The organism is Acinetobacter cumulans (assembly GCF_003024525.3).
Taxonomy (GTDB): Bacteria; Pseudomonadota; Gammaproteobacteria; order Pseudomonadales; family Moraxellaceae; genus Acinetobacter; species Acinetobacter cumulans.
Map to the genome: position 1 here is coordinate 45,933 of NZ_CP035936.1, position 20,114 is coordinate 66,046.

The 20,114-nt window shown below is 40.0% G+C and carries 16 protein-coding genes; 10 read left to right on the top strand and 6 right to left on the bottom strand.

What is annotated here, in order from left to right; translation table 11 throughout:
* Window positions 1-407: 407 nt before the first annotated feature.
* The 9 genes from sdsA to C9E88_RS16695 all read left to right on the top strand — a co-directional run bounded on the left by sdsA (window position 408) and on the right by C9E88_RS16695 (window position 11,501).
* Entirely contained in the window at window positions 408-1,385 is a 978-nt protein-coding gene (gene sdsA / locus C9E88_RS16655; RefSeq protein ID WP_106984491.1) for an All-trans-nonaprenyl-diphosphate synthase, read from the top strand.
* 24 nt (window positions 1,386-1,409) lie between these two features.
* Window positions 1,410-3,461, top strand: a complete 2,052-nt coding sequence (locus tag C9E88_RS16660) for a site-specific recombinase (RefSeq protein ID WP_106984490.1) — start codon at window positions 1,410-1,412, stop codon at window positions 3,459-3,461.
* A gap of 153 nt (window positions 3,462-3,614) precedes the next feature.
* Window positions 3,615-4,220 (top strand): phosphatase PAP2 family protein, encoded by a 606-nt coding sequence (locus tag C9E88_RS16665; RefSeq protein WP_106984489.1) that lies wholly within the window; start codon window positions 3,615-3,617, stop codon window positions 4,218-4,220.
* Between the two features lie 32 nt (window positions 4,221-4,252).
* Window positions 4,253-5,500, top strand: a complete 1,248-nt coding sequence (locus tag C9E88_RS16670; RefSeq protein ID WP_106984488.1) for an efflux RND transporter periplasmic adaptor subunit — start codon at window positions 4,253-4,255, stop codon at window positions 5,498-5,500.
* 12 nt (window positions 5,501-5,512) lie between these two features.
* The gene (locus C9E88_RS16675; protein ID WP_106984487.1) at window positions 5,513-8,692 is read left to right on the top strand and encodes an efflux RND transporter permease subunit; all 3,180 of its coding nucleotides are present in this window, start codon (window positions 5,513-5,515) and stop codon (window positions 8,690-8,692) included.
* A complete protein-coding gene (gene adeK, locus C9E88_RS16680; RefSeq protein ID WP_106984486.1) occupies window positions 8,692-10,140 on the top strand; it encodes a multidrug efflux RND transporter AdeIJK outer membrane channel subunit AdeK in 1,449 nt (482 codons plus the stop codon). Before C9E88_RS16675 ends, adeK begins: the two co-directional genes overlap by 1 nt.
* 107 nt (window positions 10,141-10,247) lie before the next feature.
* Window positions 10,248-10,604 (top strand): YbjQ family protein, encoded by a 357-nt coding sequence (locus C9E88_RS16685; protein WP_106984485.1) that lies wholly within the window; start codon window positions 10,248-10,250, stop codon window positions 10,602-10,604.
* A gap of 4 nt (window positions 10,605-10,608) precedes the next feature.
* Window positions 10,609-11,043, top strand: coding sequence for a YbjQ family protein (locus C9E88_RS16690; protein WP_106984484.1), 435 nt, complete (start codon window positions 10,609-10,611; stop codon window positions 11,041-11,043).
* 32 nt (window positions 11,044-11,075) lie between these two features.
* Window positions 11,076-11,501: a type II secretion system pilot lipoprotein GspS-beta gene (locus C9E88_RS16695; RefSeq protein WP_106984483.1), complete on the top strand. Its 426-nt coding sequence runs from the start codon at window positions 11,076-11,078 to the stop codon at window positions 11,499-11,501.
* Window positions 11,502-11,592: 91 nt separating this feature from the next.
* Here the strand turns inward: C9E88_RS16695 and C9E88_RS16700 are convergent, their stop codons facing one another.
* The gene (locus tag C9E88_RS16700) at window positions 11,593-12,399 is read right to left on the bottom strand and encodes an SDR family oxidoreductase (RefSeq protein WP_106984482.1); all 807 of its coding nucleotides are present in this window, start codon (window positions 12,397-12,399) and stop codon (window positions 11,593-11,595) included.
* A gap of 41 nt (window positions 12,400-12,440) precedes the next feature.
* Window positions 12,441-13,106, bottom strand: coding sequence for a hypothetical protein (locus C9E88_RS16705; RefSeq protein WP_106984481.1), 666 nt, complete (start codon window positions 13,104-13,106; stop codon window positions 12,441-12,443).
* Between the two features lie 178 nt (window positions 13,107-13,284).
* Between C9E88_RS16705 and C9E88_RS16710 the strand changes: the two genes are divergently transcribed.
* Window positions 13,285-16,179: a valine--tRNA ligase gene (locus C9E88_RS16710; protein WP_106984480.1), complete on the top strand. Its 2,895-nt coding sequence runs from the start codon at window positions 13,285-13,287 to the stop codon at window positions 16,177-16,179.
* 45 nt (window positions 16,180-16,224) lie between these two features.
* On the opposite strand, the gene C9E88_RS16715 is transcribed toward C9E88_RS16710, so the two are convergent.
* The 4 genes from C9E88_RS16715 to C9E88_RS16730 form a co-directional block, all read right to left on the bottom strand.
* A complete protein-coding gene (locus tag C9E88_RS16715) occupies window positions 16,225-17,241 on the bottom strand; it encodes a reverse transcriptase family protein (protein ID WP_106984479.1) in 1,017 nt (338 codons plus the stop codon).
* 228 nt (window positions 17,242-17,469) lie between these two features.
* Entirely contained in the window at window positions 17,470-17,790 is a 321-nt protein-coding gene (locus C9E88_RS16720) for a hypothetical protein (protein ID WP_106984478.1), read from the bottom strand.
* A complete protein-coding gene (locus tag C9E88_RS16725; RefSeq protein WP_106984477.1) occupies window positions 17,790-18,662 on the bottom strand; it encodes a phosphoribosyltransferase-like protein in 873 nt (290 codons plus the stop codon). Before C9E88_RS16725 ends, C9E88_RS16720 begins: the two co-directional genes overlap by 1 nt.
* 339 nt (window positions 18,663-19,001) lie before the next feature.
* Window positions 19,002-20,045, bottom strand: coding sequence for a molecular chaperone DnaJ (locus C9E88_RS16730; RefSeq protein ID WP_106984476.1), 1,044 nt, complete (start codon window positions 20,043-20,045; stop codon window positions 19,002-19,004).
* Window positions 20,046-20,114 lie beyond the last annotated feature (69 nt).

Genomic DNA, 20,114 nt, shown 5'->3' on the forward strand with positions numbered 1-20,114 from the left:
ACCGATCTTAATACGATCGCCACTGGGGTTATACAAGGGCAAGGATTTTAAGTGATAATAGAACAAACAACAAGTCATTTGCACAAAAAATTATCTAGAATTAACGATTATTTAATAAACAATATCTTAGAACATGATTAAATATTGCTTAAGGCTTATACTTCTTTGAAAAATGACATAGATTTTTAAAAACTATTCGTTACTATAGTCCTTATAAACATAAGCACATGCGCTATTATTGCCAGAAATCAGCCATGTGCATTCGCATAGGGAGATTAGAAGGATGATATTTGTCGCATGAAAGCCTTATGCTTGCGACAAAACTGGTCGCTTCTATCTGTAAATACCACCACAATTGCTCTTTTAAAATTTAGAGTAATTTCAAACCAAATGAGGTTTTTCTTCACATGACCATCGACTTTAAGCAAGATATTCTCGCTCCTGTTGCAACTGATTTTGCCGCGATGGACACATTTATTAATGAAGGAATTACCTCAAAAGTGGCTTTAGTCATGGCCGTAAGTAAGCATGTTGTAGAAGCAGGCGGTAAACGCATGCGTCCAATTATGTGTTTACTGGCAGCCAAAGCGTGTGGTGCAGAAGATTTAGAAAAACACCGTAAATTAGCCGCAATTATTGAAATGTTGCACACAGCAACGCTTGTTCATGATGACGTGGTTGATGAATCTGGTTTAAGACGTGGTCGTCCGACAGCAAATGCAACATGGAACAATCAAACTGCGGTATTAGTGGGCGATTTTCTTATTTCTCGTGCTTTTGACTTATTGGTTGATTTAGACAATATGGTCTTGCTCAAAGACTTTTCGACTGGAACTTGCGAAATTGCTGAAGGCGAAGTCCTACAATTACAAGCACAGCATCAACCAGATACAAATGAACAGACCTATTTAGATATTATTCACGGCAAAACTTCACGTTTGTTTGAATTAGCAACTGAAGGTGCTGCTATTTTGACAGGCACACAGGACTACCGTGAACCGCTACGCAAATTTGCGGGTCACTTTGGTAATGCCTTCCAAATTATTGATGATATTTTAGATTACACCTCAGATGCTGAAACATTAGGTAAAAATATTGGTGATGATTTAATGGAAGGTAAACCAACTTTACCTTTAATCTCAGCATTGAAAAATACACAAGGTGAAGAACACGACATTATTCGTCGTAGTATTGCCACTGGTGGAACAGCAGATTTAGAGCGCGTGATTGCTATCGTACAAAGCTCAGGCGCACTCGATTACTGCAGCAAACGTGCTGAGGAAGAAACACAAGCAGCATTAAATGCACTGCAAGCTCTACCCGATACAATTTACCGCCAAGCGCTGATGAATTTGGCACAGTTGGCACTTCATCGAATTCAGTAATCTTTTATCATTTTTACTTTGCCTATGCATATAAATTTCAACGATTTATTTTTATCTATGCAACATCAGCTCGAGCAACCTCGGGCTGTGTTAGATGACCAATTACTGATTGATCTCGTTGATCGTATCCGTCCAGAAAACAGTAAAAATAACGAAGAAATACATACGAAGTTTAATGCTTTTTTACAAGCACTCCTACTAACACCAGATGCAGCATCTACACTGCAAAGCTTTGTTTTAAAGCTCATTAGCCAATATAAGCAAACAGGACTGTATGCTGATACAGGTATTTTATCGCTCGATGGCTTTTGGAATCAGCTCTCACAACGTCTAGGTGCACATTTTTTACCGCTGATTAATGATCAAAGCCAGTTACAAGACCTAGTCCGCCGTGTATTTCACGAACGTAGTGATAAATATTGGCTTGATCAAATTGATGCGCATGAATGGCAAAAGCTGTTTAAGCTTCTCAATCAAGGCCACAGTAACCAAGACGAAAAAAAACAAATTCGCCGTGAATTAATTAAAGCTATAACGGTACTGTCCTATCGTGTGAGTGGAATTGGTTTATACCCCGAGTTTATTAATGCACAGCCAGATTTAACCGAATACGAATCGCCTTTTTTGGTTCAAAACCGAGAAATAAACGAATTTATTCATCAATATAAACAACTTCACCAATCGACAGAACTCATGCATGCAGTTGTGCCACCCGACGCATCACAAGCGCTCGTCATGTTGGATCAATGTCGTGAAGTCGTCCTTAAAATTCGCCGTGCCACTAAACGAATTGGCGTGAGCGTCAGCCTCACCTATTTGTTGTCTTTATTAGAACAGTGCCTCGACCGCGTAGAACTTCTCTTAAAACTCATTGTTGAAGAAGACAACGAGCGTTACTTTGCCTTAGGCACACTCCTTGCAGATATCACTGATGCAATCTACAGTGAGCAAAGCGTACGCTCTTTACTGGCAACCAACAGTGAATTGATGGCCTTACAGGTCACAGAAAATGCCAGTAAAACTGGTGAACATTATGTAAGTACAGACAAAAAAGGCTTTTTTTCGATGTACAAATCGGCAGCAGGTGCCGGTGTGATTATTGCCATTATGGCAACACTTAAAACCCTGATGGCACGCGTATCGATGGCCCCGTTAATGCAGGCCTTTAGCTATAGCATGAATTATTCTTTAGGCTTTATGCTCATACATGTGATGCACTTTACCGTAGCTACCAAACAGCCAGCTATGACAGCGGCAGCACTTGCAGCCACAGTACAACATCGTAAAGGCTCAAAGACCACGCAAATTGCAGAATTGGCCGCCCTGATTATTAATATTATCCGCACTCAATTTATTGCAATTCTAGGTAATATTTCAATTGCGATTCCCGTGGCCGCGCTCATTGTGATGTTTTGGGATGTGGTGTTACATGAACACCTCATGACACATGCCAAAGCAACCAAAACTTTGCATGACCTCAACCCCTTTACCTCTTTGGCCGTTCCCCATGCAGCCATTGCGGGTATTTGCTTGTTTTTGTCAGGCCTGTTGGCAGGGTATTTTGACAATATGGCCATTTATCGTAAGGTTGGGCCTCGAATTAAAGCTCATCCTAAGCTGAAAAAAATAATGAGCCAAGAGCGCTTAAACGCCTTTGCAGCCTATATTGAACGGAATTTAGGTGCTTTAGCAGGTAACTTCTTATTCGGGATTATGCTCGGCAGTATGGGCACTATTGGCTATATTTTAGGTCTACCTTTAGATATTCGACACATTGCTTTTGCGTCTGCCAATTTTATTCAAGGCTTAATGCAAATTAATGGTAGCCCAGATATCGGACTCATTATTGTGTCCTTTATGGGCGTACTCATGATTGGTTTAACCAACTTATTTGTGAGTTTTACTTTAACCATTATTGTGGCACTTCGTGCACGTCGTGTACGATTTGAACAATGGAAACCGCTCGCAAAACTAGTGCTAACACATTTCCTCACACGTCCAAGTGATTTTTTCTGGCCACCTAAGCAAGCTTTAGAAATTCGTGAAAATAACGCCCCTCAAAAGAATTCCCACTAAAAGGATTTGTTATTTTATTTTACACAGTGTTAAAAAAGTACGAAAAAGAAATTAGCATAATTTACACACACTTGAAATAAAGTGTACTGATGAGTACACTTTAACCCATTATTTAACCCAGTTTCACTCGGTTAACATGACAAGGATACATGCATGCCAAAGCAATTGCTGTTCCTCGGCGGTTTGTTGTTGTTAATCAGTATAATTTTACTGAAAATTCCTGCATTTAAAGCTTCTGATTTAGGTGCAGTGCAATGGATGTTTGCTCATCGTAGCCACAGTCTCAACAGCATCGCTATTGGATTATCAATTATTGGTGGCATGCCATTTGTATTATTTATGACCACGCTATGGTGTTTAACTTTGGCATGGTATAAAAAATATATAAATATTGTTTTTATCAGTATAGGAATTATTGGAAGTATTGTTCTCACTTGGGCACTCAAATACTTCATTTCTCGACCACGTCCACCTGAAATGTATTTCTTAGTGCAAACCTATGGAGATTCATTTCCAAGTGGACATAGCCTCTATGCGGCAACGCTGGGGTGTCTTGCAATGTACGTATATCTGCAGCATACACACCATAAACTCATTTGTTTAGCGATGAGTTTATGGATGATTGTTATGGGTATATCCAGAGTGTACGCAGGTGCGCATTATCCTTCCGATGTTCTTTCTGGCTGGAGCATAAGTTTTATTTGGATCACGCTTTTATATCTCGCGATAAGCAAATACCAAAGCGCAAATAAAAAATAAACTTTAGATATAAATCTAATTGAGGTGGAAGAATGATGTCTGCAAAGCTTTGGGCCCCTGCCCTAACCGCTTGCGCATTAGCAACAAGTATTGCACTTGTTGGTTGCAGTAAAGATCCAAAGGAGGCACAGCAAGCAGGCGCTGCTCAGCAAATGCCACCAACTGAAGTTGGAATTATCGTTGCGCAACCGCAAAGCGTTGAACAGTCTGTTGAACTTTCAGGCCGTACGACAGCATTTGAAATTTCTGAAGTGCGTCCGCAAACCAGCGGTGTCGTTCTGAAACGTCTTTTTGCTGAAGGAAGTTATGTACGCGAAGGTCAAGCATTATATGAAATCGACTCAAGTACCAATCGCGCTAATGTAGACAATGCACGTGCCTCGATTGCAAGTGCAGAAGCGAATTTAGGCGTATTACGTGTTAAAGAAGGTCGTTACCGCCAATTAGTTGGTAGCAATGCGATTTCAAAACAAGAATACGACGATATCGTTGCACAGGTTAAACTTGCTGAAGCTACATTAAATGCAAGCCGTGCAACACTGAAAAATGCCGAAATCAATTTAGGTTATTCTACAGTTCGTGCGCCAATTTCTGGTCAAACTAACCGCTCTACAGTGACATCTGGTGCTTTGGTAACAATGAACCAAGAAAGCCCATTGGTCACAATTCAGCGTTTAGATCCAATTTATGTTGATATTAACCAATCAAGTGCAGAATTGCTTCGCCTACGCCAGCAATTAAGCAAAGGTTCTTTGGACAGCAGTAACAACACTAAAGTGAAGTTAACGCTAGAAGATGGTAGTGAGTATTCACAAGAAGGTCGTTTAGCTTTCTCTGATGCCAGCGTGAATCCTGATACTGGTACAGTAACACTGCGCGCGGTGTTCCCTAACCCAAATCACCTCTTGCTTCCTGGTATGTTTGCCAATGCTAAAATCGTTCAAGGCGTAATTCCAAATGCATATTTGGTACCACAAATTGCGATTACACGCACACCTACTGGCCAAGCGATTGCCATGATTGTGAATGCTAAAGGTGCTGTAGAGTCTCGCCCTGTAACCACAGCTGGTGTACATGGCAAAGATTGGATTATCACTGAAGGTCTAACCACAGGTGATAAAGTGATTGTAGACGGTATTGCAAAAGTAAAACCTGAGCAACAAGTGGTCGCTAAACCTTACCAGCCTCAAGCTGCTGCACCGCAAGGCGCTCAAGGTCAAGCCAAACCAGCTTCTGAAGCTACCGCAAAACCTGAACAAAAAGCTACTTCAAATACATAAGGGGTAGACTGAATGGCACAATTCTTTATTCATCGCCCCATTTTTGCGTGGGTGATTGCATTAGTCATTATGTTGGCGGGTATTATCACGCTGACAAAAATGCCGATTGCACAGTACCCAACCATTGCTCCACCAACGGTCACGATTTCTGCGACTTATCCTGGTGCATCTGCTGCCACTGTTGAAAACACAGTTACACAGATTATCGAACAGCAAATGAATGGCCTTGATGGCTTGCGCTACATTTCTTCAAACAGCGCAGGTAATGGTCAAGCATCGATTGCGTTAAACTTCGAACAAGGCGTTGATCCAGATATCGCCCAAGTTCAAGTACAAAATAAACTTCAATCTGCTACTGCACTTTTACCTGAAGACGTACAACGTCAAGGTGTAAAAGTAACCAAGTCTGGCGCAAGCTTCTTACAAGTTTTAGCGTTTTACTCACCAGATGGCAACTTGTCAGCAGATGACATTAAAGACTATGTAAACTCAAATATTTCTGAACCTCTAAGCCGTGTGGCAGGTGTAGGTGAAGTACAAGTATTTGGTGGCTCATACGCTATGCGTATTTGGATGGATCCATCCAAAATGGCCAACTTACAAGTCACTCCTAGCGATATTGCAAGTGCGCTCAAAACCCAAAACGCACAAGTTGCAGTGGGTCAGTTAGGTGGTGCACCTGCGGTACAAGGCCAAGTGCTAAATGCGACAGTCAATGCACAAAGCTTATTGCAAACGGCTGATGAATTTAAAAATATCTTCTTAAAAAATACATCTAATGGTGCTCAAGTTCGCTTAGGCGATGTTGCGCGCGTAGAACTTGGTGCCGATAGCTATCAATTCGACTCTAAGTTCAATGGTAAGCCCGCTGGTGGTGTAGCCATTAAACTGGCTACAGGCGCAAATGCCCTAGATACTGCAAAAGCAGTAGAAGCGCGTTTGGTTGAACTGCGCAAGAACTATCCAACAGGTATGAAAGACCAATTGGCCTTTGATACAACACCATTTATTCAACTTTCAATTGAAAGTGTTGTACATACACTGATTGAAGCGGTGATCTTGGTATTCCTTGTGATGTTCTTGTTCTTACAGAACTGGCGCGCAACGATCATTCCAACCATGGCTGTACCAGTTGTTGTACTTGGTACTTTTGCTGTAATTAATGTATTTGGTTTCTCAATCAACACTCTCACTATGTTTGCGATGGTACTTGCCATTGGTCTTTTAGTGGATGACGCGATTGTTGTGGTCGAAAACGTTGAACGTATTATGGTGGAAGAACACCTAGACCCAGTACATGCGACTGAAATTTCAATGAAGCAAATTTCGGGTGCATTAATTGGTATTACCTCTGTATTGTCTGCGGTATTCGTACCTATGGCATTTATGAGTGGTACAACAGGTGTTATTTACCGTCAATTCTCTATTACGCTTGTAACGGCAATGATTTTGTCATTAGTTGTGGCTCTTACCTTTACCCCGGCCCTTTGTGCGACCTTGTTGAAACAACATGATCCAAACAAAGCGCCGAGTAACAGCTTACCTGCCCGATTCTTCCGTTGGTTTAACACAAGCTTCGATAAAGTTGCAGGTAAATACCAAAACGGCGTTAACCGCATGACCCATGCCAAGCTCTTCTCTGGCTTGTTATACGGTGTTGTAATCGTCATTTTAGGCTTCTTGTTTACCAAACTGCCTTCTTCATTCCTACCAGATGAAGACCAAGGTGTAGTCATGACTTTGGTTCAGTTACCACCTAACGCAACCTTAGAACGTACTGACAAAACCATTAACACCATGACAGACTACTTCCTGCATAAAGAAAAAGATTATGTTGAATCTGTATTCAGCGTATCTGGTTTCTCGTTTACAGGTGTGGGGCAAAATGCCGGTTTGGCATTTATTAAGTTAAAAGATTGGTCTGAACGTACTTCACCTGAGTCTCAAGTAGGTGCAATTATTGGCCGTGGTATGGCATTAAACATGATTGTTAAAGATGCGTCTTACATCATGCCATTACAACTACCAGCAATGCCTGAATTGGGTGTGAGCGCAGGCTTTAACTTACAGTTGAAAGATTCTGGTGGTGCTGGTCATCAACAGCTTCTAAATGCACGTAATGCAATCTTAGGCATGGCTGCTCAAGACAAACGCTTAATGGGTGTGCGTCCAAACGGCCAAGAAGATACACCTCAGTACAAAATCATTGTTGACCAAGCGCAAGCAGGTGCAATGGGTGTCAGTATTTCTGAAATCAACACCACGATGGGTATGGCTTGGGGCGGTTCGTATATCAATGACTTCATTGACCGTGGCCGTGTGAAAAAGGTATATGTTCAAGGTGAATCAGACTCACGCATGATGCCTGAAGACTTGAATAAGTGGTATGTACGTAATAAACAAGGTGTAATGATTCCATTCTCAACATTTGCTACTGGCGAATGGACTTATGGTTCACCACGTCTTGAGCGTTATAATGGTATTTCATCCATGAACATTCAGGGTACGCCAGCACCAGGTGTGAGCTCGGGTGATGCGATGGCTGCTATGGAAGAAATCATTGCGAAATTGCCTTCTATGGGCTTACAAGGTTTCGATTACGAATGGACTGGGTTATCTCTTGAAGAACGTGAGTCTGGCGCACAAGCTCCATTCTTATACGCACTTTCATTGCTTATCGTATTCCTGTGCTTAGCAGCGTTGTATGAAAGCTGGTCTATTCCATTCTCTGTATTATTGGTCGTACCTTTGGGTGTAATGGGTGCTGTTGCATTAACATTCTTAGGTATGGTGTTGTTTAAAGATCCGAACCTGTCAAATAACATTTACTTCCAAGTCGCGATCGTAGCAGTCATTGGTTTGGCTGCCAAAAACGCGATTTTGATTGTAGAATTTGCCAAAGAACTTCAGGAAAAAGGCGAAGAGCTATTTGATGCAACAATGCATGCAGCAAAAATGCGTTTACGTCCAATCATTATGACAACTTTAGCTTTCGGTTTTGGTGTATTACCGCTTGCCTTAGCTTCTGGCGCGGGTGCAGGTAGTCAGCATTCTGTAGGTTATGGTGTCTTGGGTGGTGTAATCAGCTCGACGCTGTTAGGTATCTTCTTCATTCCTGTGTTCTACGTATGGATTCGAAGTATCTTTAAATACAAACCAAAACAACAAAACAATCAGGAGCACACATCGTGATGCAAAATATATGGTCTATTACAGGTCGTAGCATTGCGGTTTCTTCACTTGCGCTTGCTTTGGCTGCCTGCCAAAGCATGCGCGGTCCAGAACCGGTCGCACAGGCAAATATCCCACAAAGCTATACAGCAAGTGCTTCTGGCACGTCTGTGGCTGCGCAAGGTTACAAAGACTTTTTCGCTGACCAGCGTTTGGTTCAAGTTCTTAATTTGGCTTTAGCAAACAACCGTGATTTACGTACTGCTGCACTCAACATTCAACGTGCACAACAACAGTATCAAATTACGGCAAATAACCAACTTCCAACCATTGGTGCAAGTGGTGATGTGCTACGCCAAGACCAAGGTGCGGGTGCCCAAACACGTTATAACGTCGGCCTTGGTGTGACTGCTTATGAGCTTGATTTTTGGGGTCGTGTACGTAGCTTAAAAGACAATGCTTTAGACAGTTATCTTGCCACTGCCAGCGCACGTGATGCGACTCAAATTGCACTCATCGGCCAAGTTGCACAAGCATGGTTAAACTACTCATTTGCCAATGCGAATCTAAAGCTTGCTGATCAAACTTTAAAAGCACAGCTTGAGTCTTATAACCTCAACAAAAAACGCTTTGATGTAGGTATTGACAGTGAAGTTCCTGTTCGTCAGGCACAAATTTCTGTAGAAACTGCACGTAATGATGTTGCGAACTACAAGACCCAAGTTGCTCAAGCACAAAACTTACTCAACCTCTTGGTGGGTGAGCAAGTGCCTGAGAGTTTGTTAGCGAAACAACGTGTAACACGTATTACGTCAAACAATACTATTGGCTCTGGTCTACCAAGCGAACTCCTGAACAACCGTCCTGACATTCGCGCTGCTGAATATAAATTATCAGCTGCAGGTGCAAATATTGGCGCAGCCAAAGCACGTTTATTCCCAACGATTAGCCTCACAGGCTCTGCGGGTTATGCGTCTACAGACTTAGGTGATTTATTTAAGTCAGGTAGCTTTGTTTGGGGTGTAGGTCCAAGCATAAACTTACCAATCTTCGATTGGGGTACACGTCAAGCCAACATTAAAATTTCAGAAACAGACCAGCAAATTGCTTTGTCTGATTATGAAAAATCAATACAGTCAGCATTCCGTGAAGTGAATGATGCACTAGCTGTACGTCAAAACATTGGCGACCGTCTATCTGCACAAAAACGCTTAGTTGATGCAACCAATACGACTTACAAACTATCGAATGCCCGCTTCCGTGCTGGTATTGATAGCTACTTAACTGTATTAGATGCACAGCGTACGTCTTATGCTTCTGAACAAGGCTTGTTGCTCCTTGAGCAAGCAAATTTAAACAACCAAGTTGAGTTATACAAAACACTCGGTGGTGGTATTAAGGCTAACACTAGCGATGCTGTACAACAACAGCCATCAAGTGCAGAACGTAAAGCAGCAACTACCAAATAATTGCGCGACACTTAATAAAGAGCTCACTTCGGTGGGCTTTTTTATTGCTTTTTAGCTATAACTTTTCTATCTTCACTGTATTCTTTTTTTGATATTGATCACTAAAAATGCTACTGAGTAATCTTGAATCTGTACCTGGCCATACCATTACCCAACAACTTGATGTGGTTTATGGGAGCACTGTACGTAGTAAACACGTGGGACGTGACCTATTAGCAGGACTTAAAAATATTGTTGGTGGCGAACTTACAGCCTATACCGAACTATTAGAAGAATCACGCCAAGAAGCCATGGACCGTATGGTGGCAAAGGCGCAAGCTTTGGGTGCCAATGCAATCGTGGGTATTCGCTTTTCGACTTCAAATATTGCGCAAGGTGCATCTGAATTGTTTGTTTATGGGACTGCTGTGCGCGTAGAAGCCAATCAGCCAAAACTGCCTGATCCATTCCCAACACAAGGCTAAGGCTATGGATGCTTTTCTTTTTAAAGTTGTCATTTTTGTTATTTTATTTGCTATCGGTTGGGGTTTTGGCCGTCGTGCCGAAAGTAAACACTTGGCTGAGCTTGAGGTACAGGAAAAACGTCTTGCCTATATCCGCTTAGACAGTAGTCGTTTTAAAACCAGCGAACAGCCGGGACAAATGATCAGCAGCAATGTGGTCATTTCTCATGATTATTTTAAATATGTGATTGCCAATATTCAGAATTTTTTTGGCGGCAACCTGAGCAGCTACGAAACAGTCGTAGAACGTGCGCGCCGCGAAGCCGTAGTTCGCTTAAAGCTTGAAGCAGAAAAAATCGGCGCATCTGAAATATTAGGGTTACGCCTCAGCACCACTGAAATGGGCATGGAAGGTGGTATGGTAGAAGTATTTGCTTATGGAACAGCCATTCAAAAATAATAAATCGTTAGAAAAAATATTCGGCTTAAATCATGAATAAGAAAAAAGTTATTGGTTATATTTTAGGTGGAATTGGTGGGTATATATTTAGTCACTATGTGATTTCACCTTATTTTTTTGGAAGCAATGCAGATAAAGTTCAAGAGCAGATCACAATAGCACTTGATGAAGAATTAAATCATTTACGTCGTAAATTACCACTAAGAATAGATAAATATAGTACGTTAATTGCTATTGATCGACGTGAATTAAGTGTTGCCTACACATACGAACTGAATGCTGCACAGATTCAGAATAGTCCTTTAATGAATTATTCAACTCAAAGACACAAGGAAAATTTATGCGCATCAGTTGCTCATACATTTGAACATAACATTCACTACGATTTTATTTATAAGGATACCAACAACCAAATTCTACAAACTATTCCAATTGATAAAAAGTTGTGCAGAATTTGATGCCCAATGTAGTGGCATATCTCATGACGCTTAAATTTAAATAAGCGTCATTTCACTTTATATTTAATTTAATGAATGTGAGATCAAAAAATCACTTCACTTTCATTTTACGGATCATTTTATATAGCGTACTTGGCGACAGGCGTGATACCCATGTGCCCAAAACTTCTTTACGACCACCAACCACAATGTATTCTTCCCCTTTGAGCAATGCATTTACTGTAATTTTTGCAAACTCATCTGCTTCTAAACCATTGGCCGTGGCTTCATTATCATAGCCTTGCGCCTTGCCCTCTCCATTTAAAGCATTAATAGAGACATTGGTTTTGACAAAGCCTGGGAAAATGACAGATACATCGACCCCTTGCTCAGCAACTTCTGCACGTAAACTGTTGGCCCATAAGTGAATGGCTGCTTTAGCTGCCGAATATGAAGCGCGATACTGCGTACCCAATAGACCAGCCACGCTAGAAACAAACACAATGCGGCCTGATTTTTGTTGCAAGAAAGATGGTAATGCTGTTTTGGTCAAAAATACTTGTGAAAAGTAATCCAGCTCCATAATGGCGCGTTCAGTCTGCATGGTGGTTTCTGTAATGAGCGCGCGCTGGCTTAAGCCTGCATTATTAATCAGCCAATCGATACGACCTTTGCACTGTAAGACCTGTTCATAGGCATGGCGGACTTGATTTTCATCAGTAATATCCGCTGCTATAGATAAATGCTGTTCAGGTTTTAGTAAGCCAACACGTACATTTTCCAACTCCTCAAAACGACGTGCAGTTAGCACAACGTGTGCACCTTGCAATGCACATTCCTGTGCCAGCGCCTTGCCTAAACCAGATGAAGCACCTGTAATCCAAACAACTTTGTCTTGCAAACTTTTCAGTTGCGCCATGTTCTTCCCCTGTTATGCGAACTGCAAATCAAACTCGATATTTAACTTTTTACTGCTTCTTGCTGAATAAAGCCAATAAAATGATCAAAATATGGGCTTATTGCTTGGGCATTATAAATTGAACCCAATTTATCAAAGCGCTTGTAGCCCAGCTGAGTAGTTAGATTAATCACCCCATTTAAGGTTTTATCCACTACTATATTGAATTTCAACATTTTTTTAGGCTCACGCACCAAATGTGTAACCCCTTGATCGACCACTTCGGTAAATGCCTTCAGTGCAGTCGGTACATATTGGTTATTACCCAGTTTAATCTGTTCAACACAGCCCAGTAATTCTGTAATCAAGGCATTGTCGACTGGATAAGTTACAAAGGTGTTGCCATTTTGATCGACAGTCAGCTCATGCAGATAATTGACCATGGGTTTGAGACGATCATTGCCAAAAAATGACACCGACCACGGCATATATTTGCGGGTCATTTCAGTCACCTGCTTAATGATTTTTTCTGACTCATGATCACTTGAGCTGGACATTTTTGCCATACTTCCAAAGACTTGATCGATAATATCGCAGGCTATATCCGCCAGAGTATCCCCCAAGGGCTTTGCCATGCTATCGGTATTATTTTCGTTGATTTTTTGATGTATGCCCATAAAACGTTGGTGTGTTTCTGGCTGAATTTTAAGGAAAATTGTATAACTCATTGCAGGCCTCCTTGTTATAGTGTTTAACGGTCTACGTGTTCTTTTCTTAAGCCTATCATAATGCTAAGGATTGGTACTGCCAATTGGCGAAAGTTTACATTCTTGCAACATCCCTAAATCTCCATTTTTTTTGCTACAATAGGTCTAATTTTTTATCCACTTTTGATCTGTTTAGACTATGACTGATTCAGCGCAAAATATTGCTACGACCTACGATCCAACCGAGATCGAAAAAAAATGGTACCAAACTTGGGAAGAGCGCGGTTACTTCAAACCGTCTGAAAAAGGTGAATCATTCTGTATCATGATTCCACCGCCAAACGTCACTGGTAGCTTGCACATGGGTCATGGTTTTAACAATGCCATCATGGATGCTCTGACTCGTTATAACCGTATGTCTGGCAAAAATACGCTTTGGCAACCAGGTACGGACCATGCGGGTATTGCAACGCAAATGGTTGTTGAACGTCAGTTGGGTGCTGAAGGTATTAGCCGTCATGACCTTGGCCGTGAAAAGTTCATTGAAAAAGTGTGGGAATGGAAAGAACAATCTGGCGGTAACATTACCCGTCAAATTCGTCGCTTAGGTTCTTCTGTAGACTGGTCTCGTGAACGCTTCACGATGGACGAAGGTTTATCAAATGCGGTGAAAGAAGTATTTGTTAAGCTACATGAAGAAGGCTTAATTTACCGCGGTAAACGCCTTGTAAACTGGGACCCTAAACTACAAACTGCCCTTTCTGACTTAGAAGTAGAGTCTGATAAAGAAGAAGCAGGTTCATTATGGCACTTCAAATATTTCTTTGAAGATAAGTCACTTCGTACCCACGACGGTAAAGATCACATCGTTGTTGCGACGACTCGTCCTGAAACATTGCTTGGCGATACAGCCGTTGCAGTTGCACTGGATGATGAACGCTATGCAGCACTTGTTGGCAAAAACATTATCTTGCCAATTACAGGCCGTGCTGTTCCTATCGTTAAAGACGAATATGTAGACAAAGAATTTGGTACAGGCTGTGTGAAAATCACCCCTGCGCACGACTTCAATGACTATGAAGTGGGCAAACGCTGTGAACTTCCAATCATCAACATCTTCAACAAAAATGCGGAAGTTCTTGCTGAGTTTGAATACATCGCGAAAGCGGGCGAGCAAATTTCTAAAACCATTCCTGCACCTGCGGACTACATTGGTTTAGAACGTTTTGCTGCACGTAAACAATTGGTTGCTCAAGCAGAAGCTGAAGGCTGGTTAGACCAAATTCAACCGTACACATTGAAGCCACCTCGCGGTGACCGTTCAGGCGTGATCGTTGAACCACTACTGACTGACCAATGGTACGTAAAAATTGCGCCGCTTGCTGAGCCTGCAATTAAAGCAGTGAAAGATGGCGAGATTAAATTCGTTCCTGAGCAATACAGCAACATGTACATGGCGTGGATGAACAACATCCAAGATTGGTGTATTTCGCGTCAATTGTGGTGGGGTCACCGTATCCCTGCTTGGTACGATGCTGAAGGTAACGTATTTGTAGGTCGTGATGAAGCTGAAGTTCGTGCGAAAAACGGCATTGCACCTGAAGTTGAATTGAAACAAGACGAAGACGTGCTTGATACATGGTTCTCTTCTGGTCTTTGGACATTCTCAACTTTAGGTTGGACTGGCGATGCGGCGAAAGATAAAGAAAACTATTTCTTAAATACTTTCCACCCGACTGATGTGCTTGTGACTGGTTTTGACATCATCTTCTTCTGGGTTGCCCGCATGATCATGATGACCATGCACTTCATGAAAAATGAAGATGGCACACCGCAAGTTCCGTTCAAAACTGTGTATGTACATGGTTTAGTTCGTGATGGCGAAGGTCAGAAAATGTCTAAATCTAAGGGCAACGTGCTTGACCCATTAGATTTGATTGACGGTGTTGATCTTGAAACTTTAGTACAAAAACGTACGACTGGTTTGATGAACCCGAAACAAGCAGCGAAGATTGAAAAATCAACACGTAAAGAATTCCCTGAAGGCATTCAATCTTACGGTACAGATGCGGTTCGTTTCACTTTCTGTGCGCTTGCGAACACAGGCCGTGACATTAAGTTCGATATGAAGCGTGTTGAAGGCTACCGTAACTTTGCCAACAAAATCTGGAACGCTACGCGTTTCGTGATGATGAACTGTGAAGAGCAAGTGATTGGTCAAGAAGTTCGTCAAGACCTTTGGGAATTGCCTGAACAGTGGATTGTTAGCCGTTTACAAAAAGCGGAACAAGCGGTGCAAACTGCATTTGCAACGTACCGTTTAGACTTGGCTGCGCAAGCGATTTACGAGTTCATTTGGAATGAATACTGTGACTGGTATGTAGAGCTGACTAAGCCTGTTCTAAATGATGAAAACGTATCGGTTGAGCGTAAAGCTGAAGTACGTCGTGTTCTACTTGCTGTGATGGAAGCGTCTTTACGTTTGGCTCATCCGTTGATGCCTTACCTAACAGAAGAAATTTGGCAAACGCTTGCGCCGAAACTGAACATTTCTGGCGAAACGATTATGCTTGCACAGTACCCTGTTGCTGAGCAAGCATTGATTAACGAACAAGCTGAAGCGGATATGCAATGGCTGCAAGGTTTGATTGGTGCGGTACGTAACATCCGTGGTGAGATGGGCTTAGGTAATGCTCGCTTGTTGCCTGTTCTTCTGCAAAACACGACGGATGCTGAAAAAGCACAGATCACGCGTATCGAAGCGTTATTCACTGCGTTGGCGAAAGTTGAAAGCATTACTTTCCTTGCTGATGGTGAACAACCGCCATTGTCTTCTTCATCTGTAGTGGGTCATGTATCTGTATTCGTTCCAATGAAGGGTTTAATTGACCCTAAAGCGGAATTGGGTCGTTTGCAAAAAGACTTAGACAAGGTTCAAAAACAGCATGACCAAATTGCGACTAAGTTAGGCAATGAAGGTTTTGTAGCGAAAGCACCTGCTGCTGTGGTTGAAGGCGAGAAAGTGAAACTTGCTGAATTTGCTGATCAGTTAGCGAAGATTAAAGCAAATATGGAGCAAATTGCAGCGCTTTAATGCTGTAGTTTGATTCAAAAAAATCCCCTCTAATGAGGGGATTTTTTATTGAATAAGATTACTTAGTATTTTTTTATATTCAGTAAACTCTAAGTTATTTGGCTCAACATTTAAAACAAAATTTACACGCCCTATAAGAGAAGCTAAATAATCAGGGTTTTTAATTTTTTTCTTATTTACATGAGAAATAAAACCATATTTTTCTATATAGTAAATCTCTTGCTTCAATTTTCTTTTATATTGTTTAGGTACGGAGAGGATATTACCTTTAATTTGAATTCCTGTAATGATATTTTGGGATGCATTTACCTTAAGTCTAGTTTTCTTTGTATTTATTTTAAAACCATAATTCTTAATGAGAAAACTACAAAAATTCCTAAAACTTAATGAAATATAATTACCTGAAAATACAAGATCATCAGCATAGCGGCTATATTTTAAATTATTTTTTAGAGCATATTTATTTAATTTCCTATCTAAATTAACTAATAAAATATTAGATAGAGCCGGACTACAAGATGAACCTTGCACTAAACAATCTTTAAAACAACAAAGCCTGGATAAGTAAAAAGAAATTTTTTTTGAATACCCTAAACTATAAAAAAAATTAACTATCCAACCAATTGGAATTGATGAAAAAAAATCTTTAATATCTAAATGTAAAAAAACACTGGAATTAATGTGCTCTCTAGCATTGGTAATAATAGATTTTCCATCGAGAAACCCATGTGCATATGCATTTTTATTTTTTACTTTTAAAATGTTTATATATATCCATTGTTGAACCTTTTTTAAGGACTTAAATGGAGCATTAATTTTTCTGGTGCCACCTTTTTTCTTAGGTATTTCAAATTCACGATAAAATTTTTCGGGAGAAAAAATCATTGAGTATAATGTTTTTACATTTATACCAACTAATTTTGATAAATGCTCTATCTCAAAAATTACAGGGACTTTATTTTTTAATAGCTTTTCGACAACCAAGCCATATTCATTTATATATGCTTCTTGTAAACCTACATCATTAAAATAGGCTACCCATTCTTTTGCTTTATTAGACATAAAAAACCTGTAAGGATTACTCAAATTACTTGCTTTGTAAGAAACAAATTTATTGGGAAACATCCAAATAAATTTGTTTCTTACTTCGAATCAGCAAATGCTGTTCGACCCTCTCATTAAATCTTTGATTTAATGAGAGTAAAGGTCATAGACCCGTTAACACTAGAAGCGACTACACTTCAACATACTAATCCTTACAGGTGCTAATGAGTATATCTGCTTTCTTTTTTAAAGCAAACTTCTTTTAGGGATATACAGTTCATTAACCTCAAGTTCATTTTTTGAAAGAAATTTTTTTGGAATAAATGTTTCTTTAACTTGACGATTATTAACATTTAATAAAACTTTTTGTTCACCAGTCATTGTGAGTTTTACAAAAACCCCATCAATAATTAATAATTTTTCATCGCGCAGCTTAAAAATTAGTTTAAAAAAATCACTCGGAGGAACTGATAACCTCTGATTTAAAGTATAAGCTTGTAAAGTTTTATTTGAAGATGAAAAAAGTATTTCAAGCAGCTTGTTTGATATAATTTCACTTTTTCTCATTAAGCATCATCCATTGCTCTATGTAATAAAACATCTCGTACTCTATTATCTGAATAGTATTTCCACCAAAACACAGGAAAAACATTATTGGGTGTGTTTTTACTCTCTATAGAAAGTGCAACTTGTGATTCGCCATAGCCAAGACTAGGGAATTCTCTTTCATTATATGAGCTAGATAATTTTCTCTCTATTAATCTCATCAAATCTTTTTTTTGCTCTACTTCACTTAAATCATATATTTTCTCTAAAAGCTTATCATCGACTATATAATAAGATGAGAATTCAATGTCTGCTTCTTTAATTTTTTTCTTACCACCTTCTGTACAAATTAAAACCTTAACTAATATAGTTGGTTCTGGATATTTTGATTCATTAAAAAGCTCTCGAATTCTTTTTACTCTATTAATTACGGTTGATCCTGTCCCAACAAAATTATCTACTAGTACTATAGTAATTTCCCGCTCACCTACGTTTTTTTTGAAATCTTTATAAGCCTTTGCTGTCTGTTCAAAACGATTAACAGATCTATACCCTTTCCATTCAAGCTTTGATAGCTCACCTTTTAAATCATATAAAACACTTTGACCACTATCAGCCTCAGAGTTGGGAGACATAGCTGTTATGAATGATTGTATTGGTTCTATTCCACATGTAGCAATATCTAATGCTAAGTTACTTACACACTCATTATATTCTTGTATAGTGATATGCTTAAGTCGATCCAAAATGTCGATCACTAGCTGTGTTTGTGCTTCATCCTCACAATCTTCAAATAATAAAGCTGTCAAAGCCTGTGTTTTCGTTTGTAACCAAGGATATTTAAATGCCAATTGGAAGACCTTTTCAAAGGATCTTTTTTGTAATCGTCCCATTAAGATCCTTTTAAATTAATTTACTTTGAATATTCTAAGTCTCTTATCTATATTTTATAATCATTTATATTTACTTTAAAACATATTGTGTCTTAATTTATAAAAAATAATTATCCTACAACATTTCCAATCAACTCTTTTTCCCCATATACATTAACCATTGCTTTTCTGCTCTTTAAGCTGTTGCTTAAGCCCTCACTCCAACCCTCTCCCACAAGGAGAGGAAGCGTCATTTGACTTAATTCTTGTATGAATTTCACAATGGAATTCCCTCTCCTGAGCGAGTTTTAAAGCACTGCTTTAAAACGAAGCGCAAGTGAGGGTTAGGGAGAGGTGATTTTATAAAACCCCATTCCCCAACAACACCTCCAACCCTTTCACCTTCTCCATATATTTCAGCCGTTCTTTTTCCCACTTCACTTGCTCTTTCAGCACTGAAACATCGCCATCAATTACCTTATACACATCTTTCACCTGCATATTTTTCGGCTTTGGTTGTTCGCTCCAGTGAAAACTATCGGTAATGTCATCTATCTGACTGGCTAAGCGTTGGCTTTGAGCCTCTAAAGCCATTTTATAAAACTTTAAATGCTCATCGCCTAAAGCTTTAGGACTTTTGCCCTTATTGGTTTCAAGCTGTAATTGCAGCTTTAATAAATAAAACAAATCCTGCGCTTCATGGGCTTGGTTCACCACTTGCAGCAATTCAGTTTTTTCCGCTTTTTTAGTTTCATCAGGTTCACGGTCTGGGTGAATCATAGCGATGATTTTTAAATATACGGTTTTCAGTGATTGGTTCACTAACTTTTCAGCTTGCTCGCGCTTTTGCACTAAGCGTTTACGCTGATGCTCTTCTTTCTCACGTTGATATTGTTCGCTGTCCCACGCTTCATAAGATTCATATTCTTCTGTAGCTTCCTGTTCTATATCAACATGACTATTTGTGTTTAGCTGTTCTGCTTGAGCTGACTTGCCCTTTTTATTTGGCTTTTGATTATGTGCATGATGCTGCTGATAAAAAGCATCGACCTCTGCGATTTTTTCAAGTTCGGCACTATTTAAATAGTTGGATTTTTTCAGCTGCTTTGCCAGTTTCGCAAGCTTTGCATCGAGCTGTGCTAAATCTGCTTTAGCAAAGTCTTCTTGCTGTAGATGCTGCCAAAGTTGATTAAGCTGACGAAAGTACACCGCATGCAAATTACGATAGATCGGTACAAGTTTAAGCTGAATATAACTCTGAATTTCACTTTTGGCATTTTGCCAAAGTGCTAAATCTAGCTTTTGCTGTTCAATTTGCTCAATCAGTTTATTCAACTTTTTATGTAGCGGTGAAAGCGTCGCTGCGGTTTCAGGCAACAAACTGATTTTTAAATCGAAAGACATACTTAGGAGAAATGAACAAATAAATGTAAGGGCATTATAAAACAAATGGCACGACTATCCGAGTCGCTG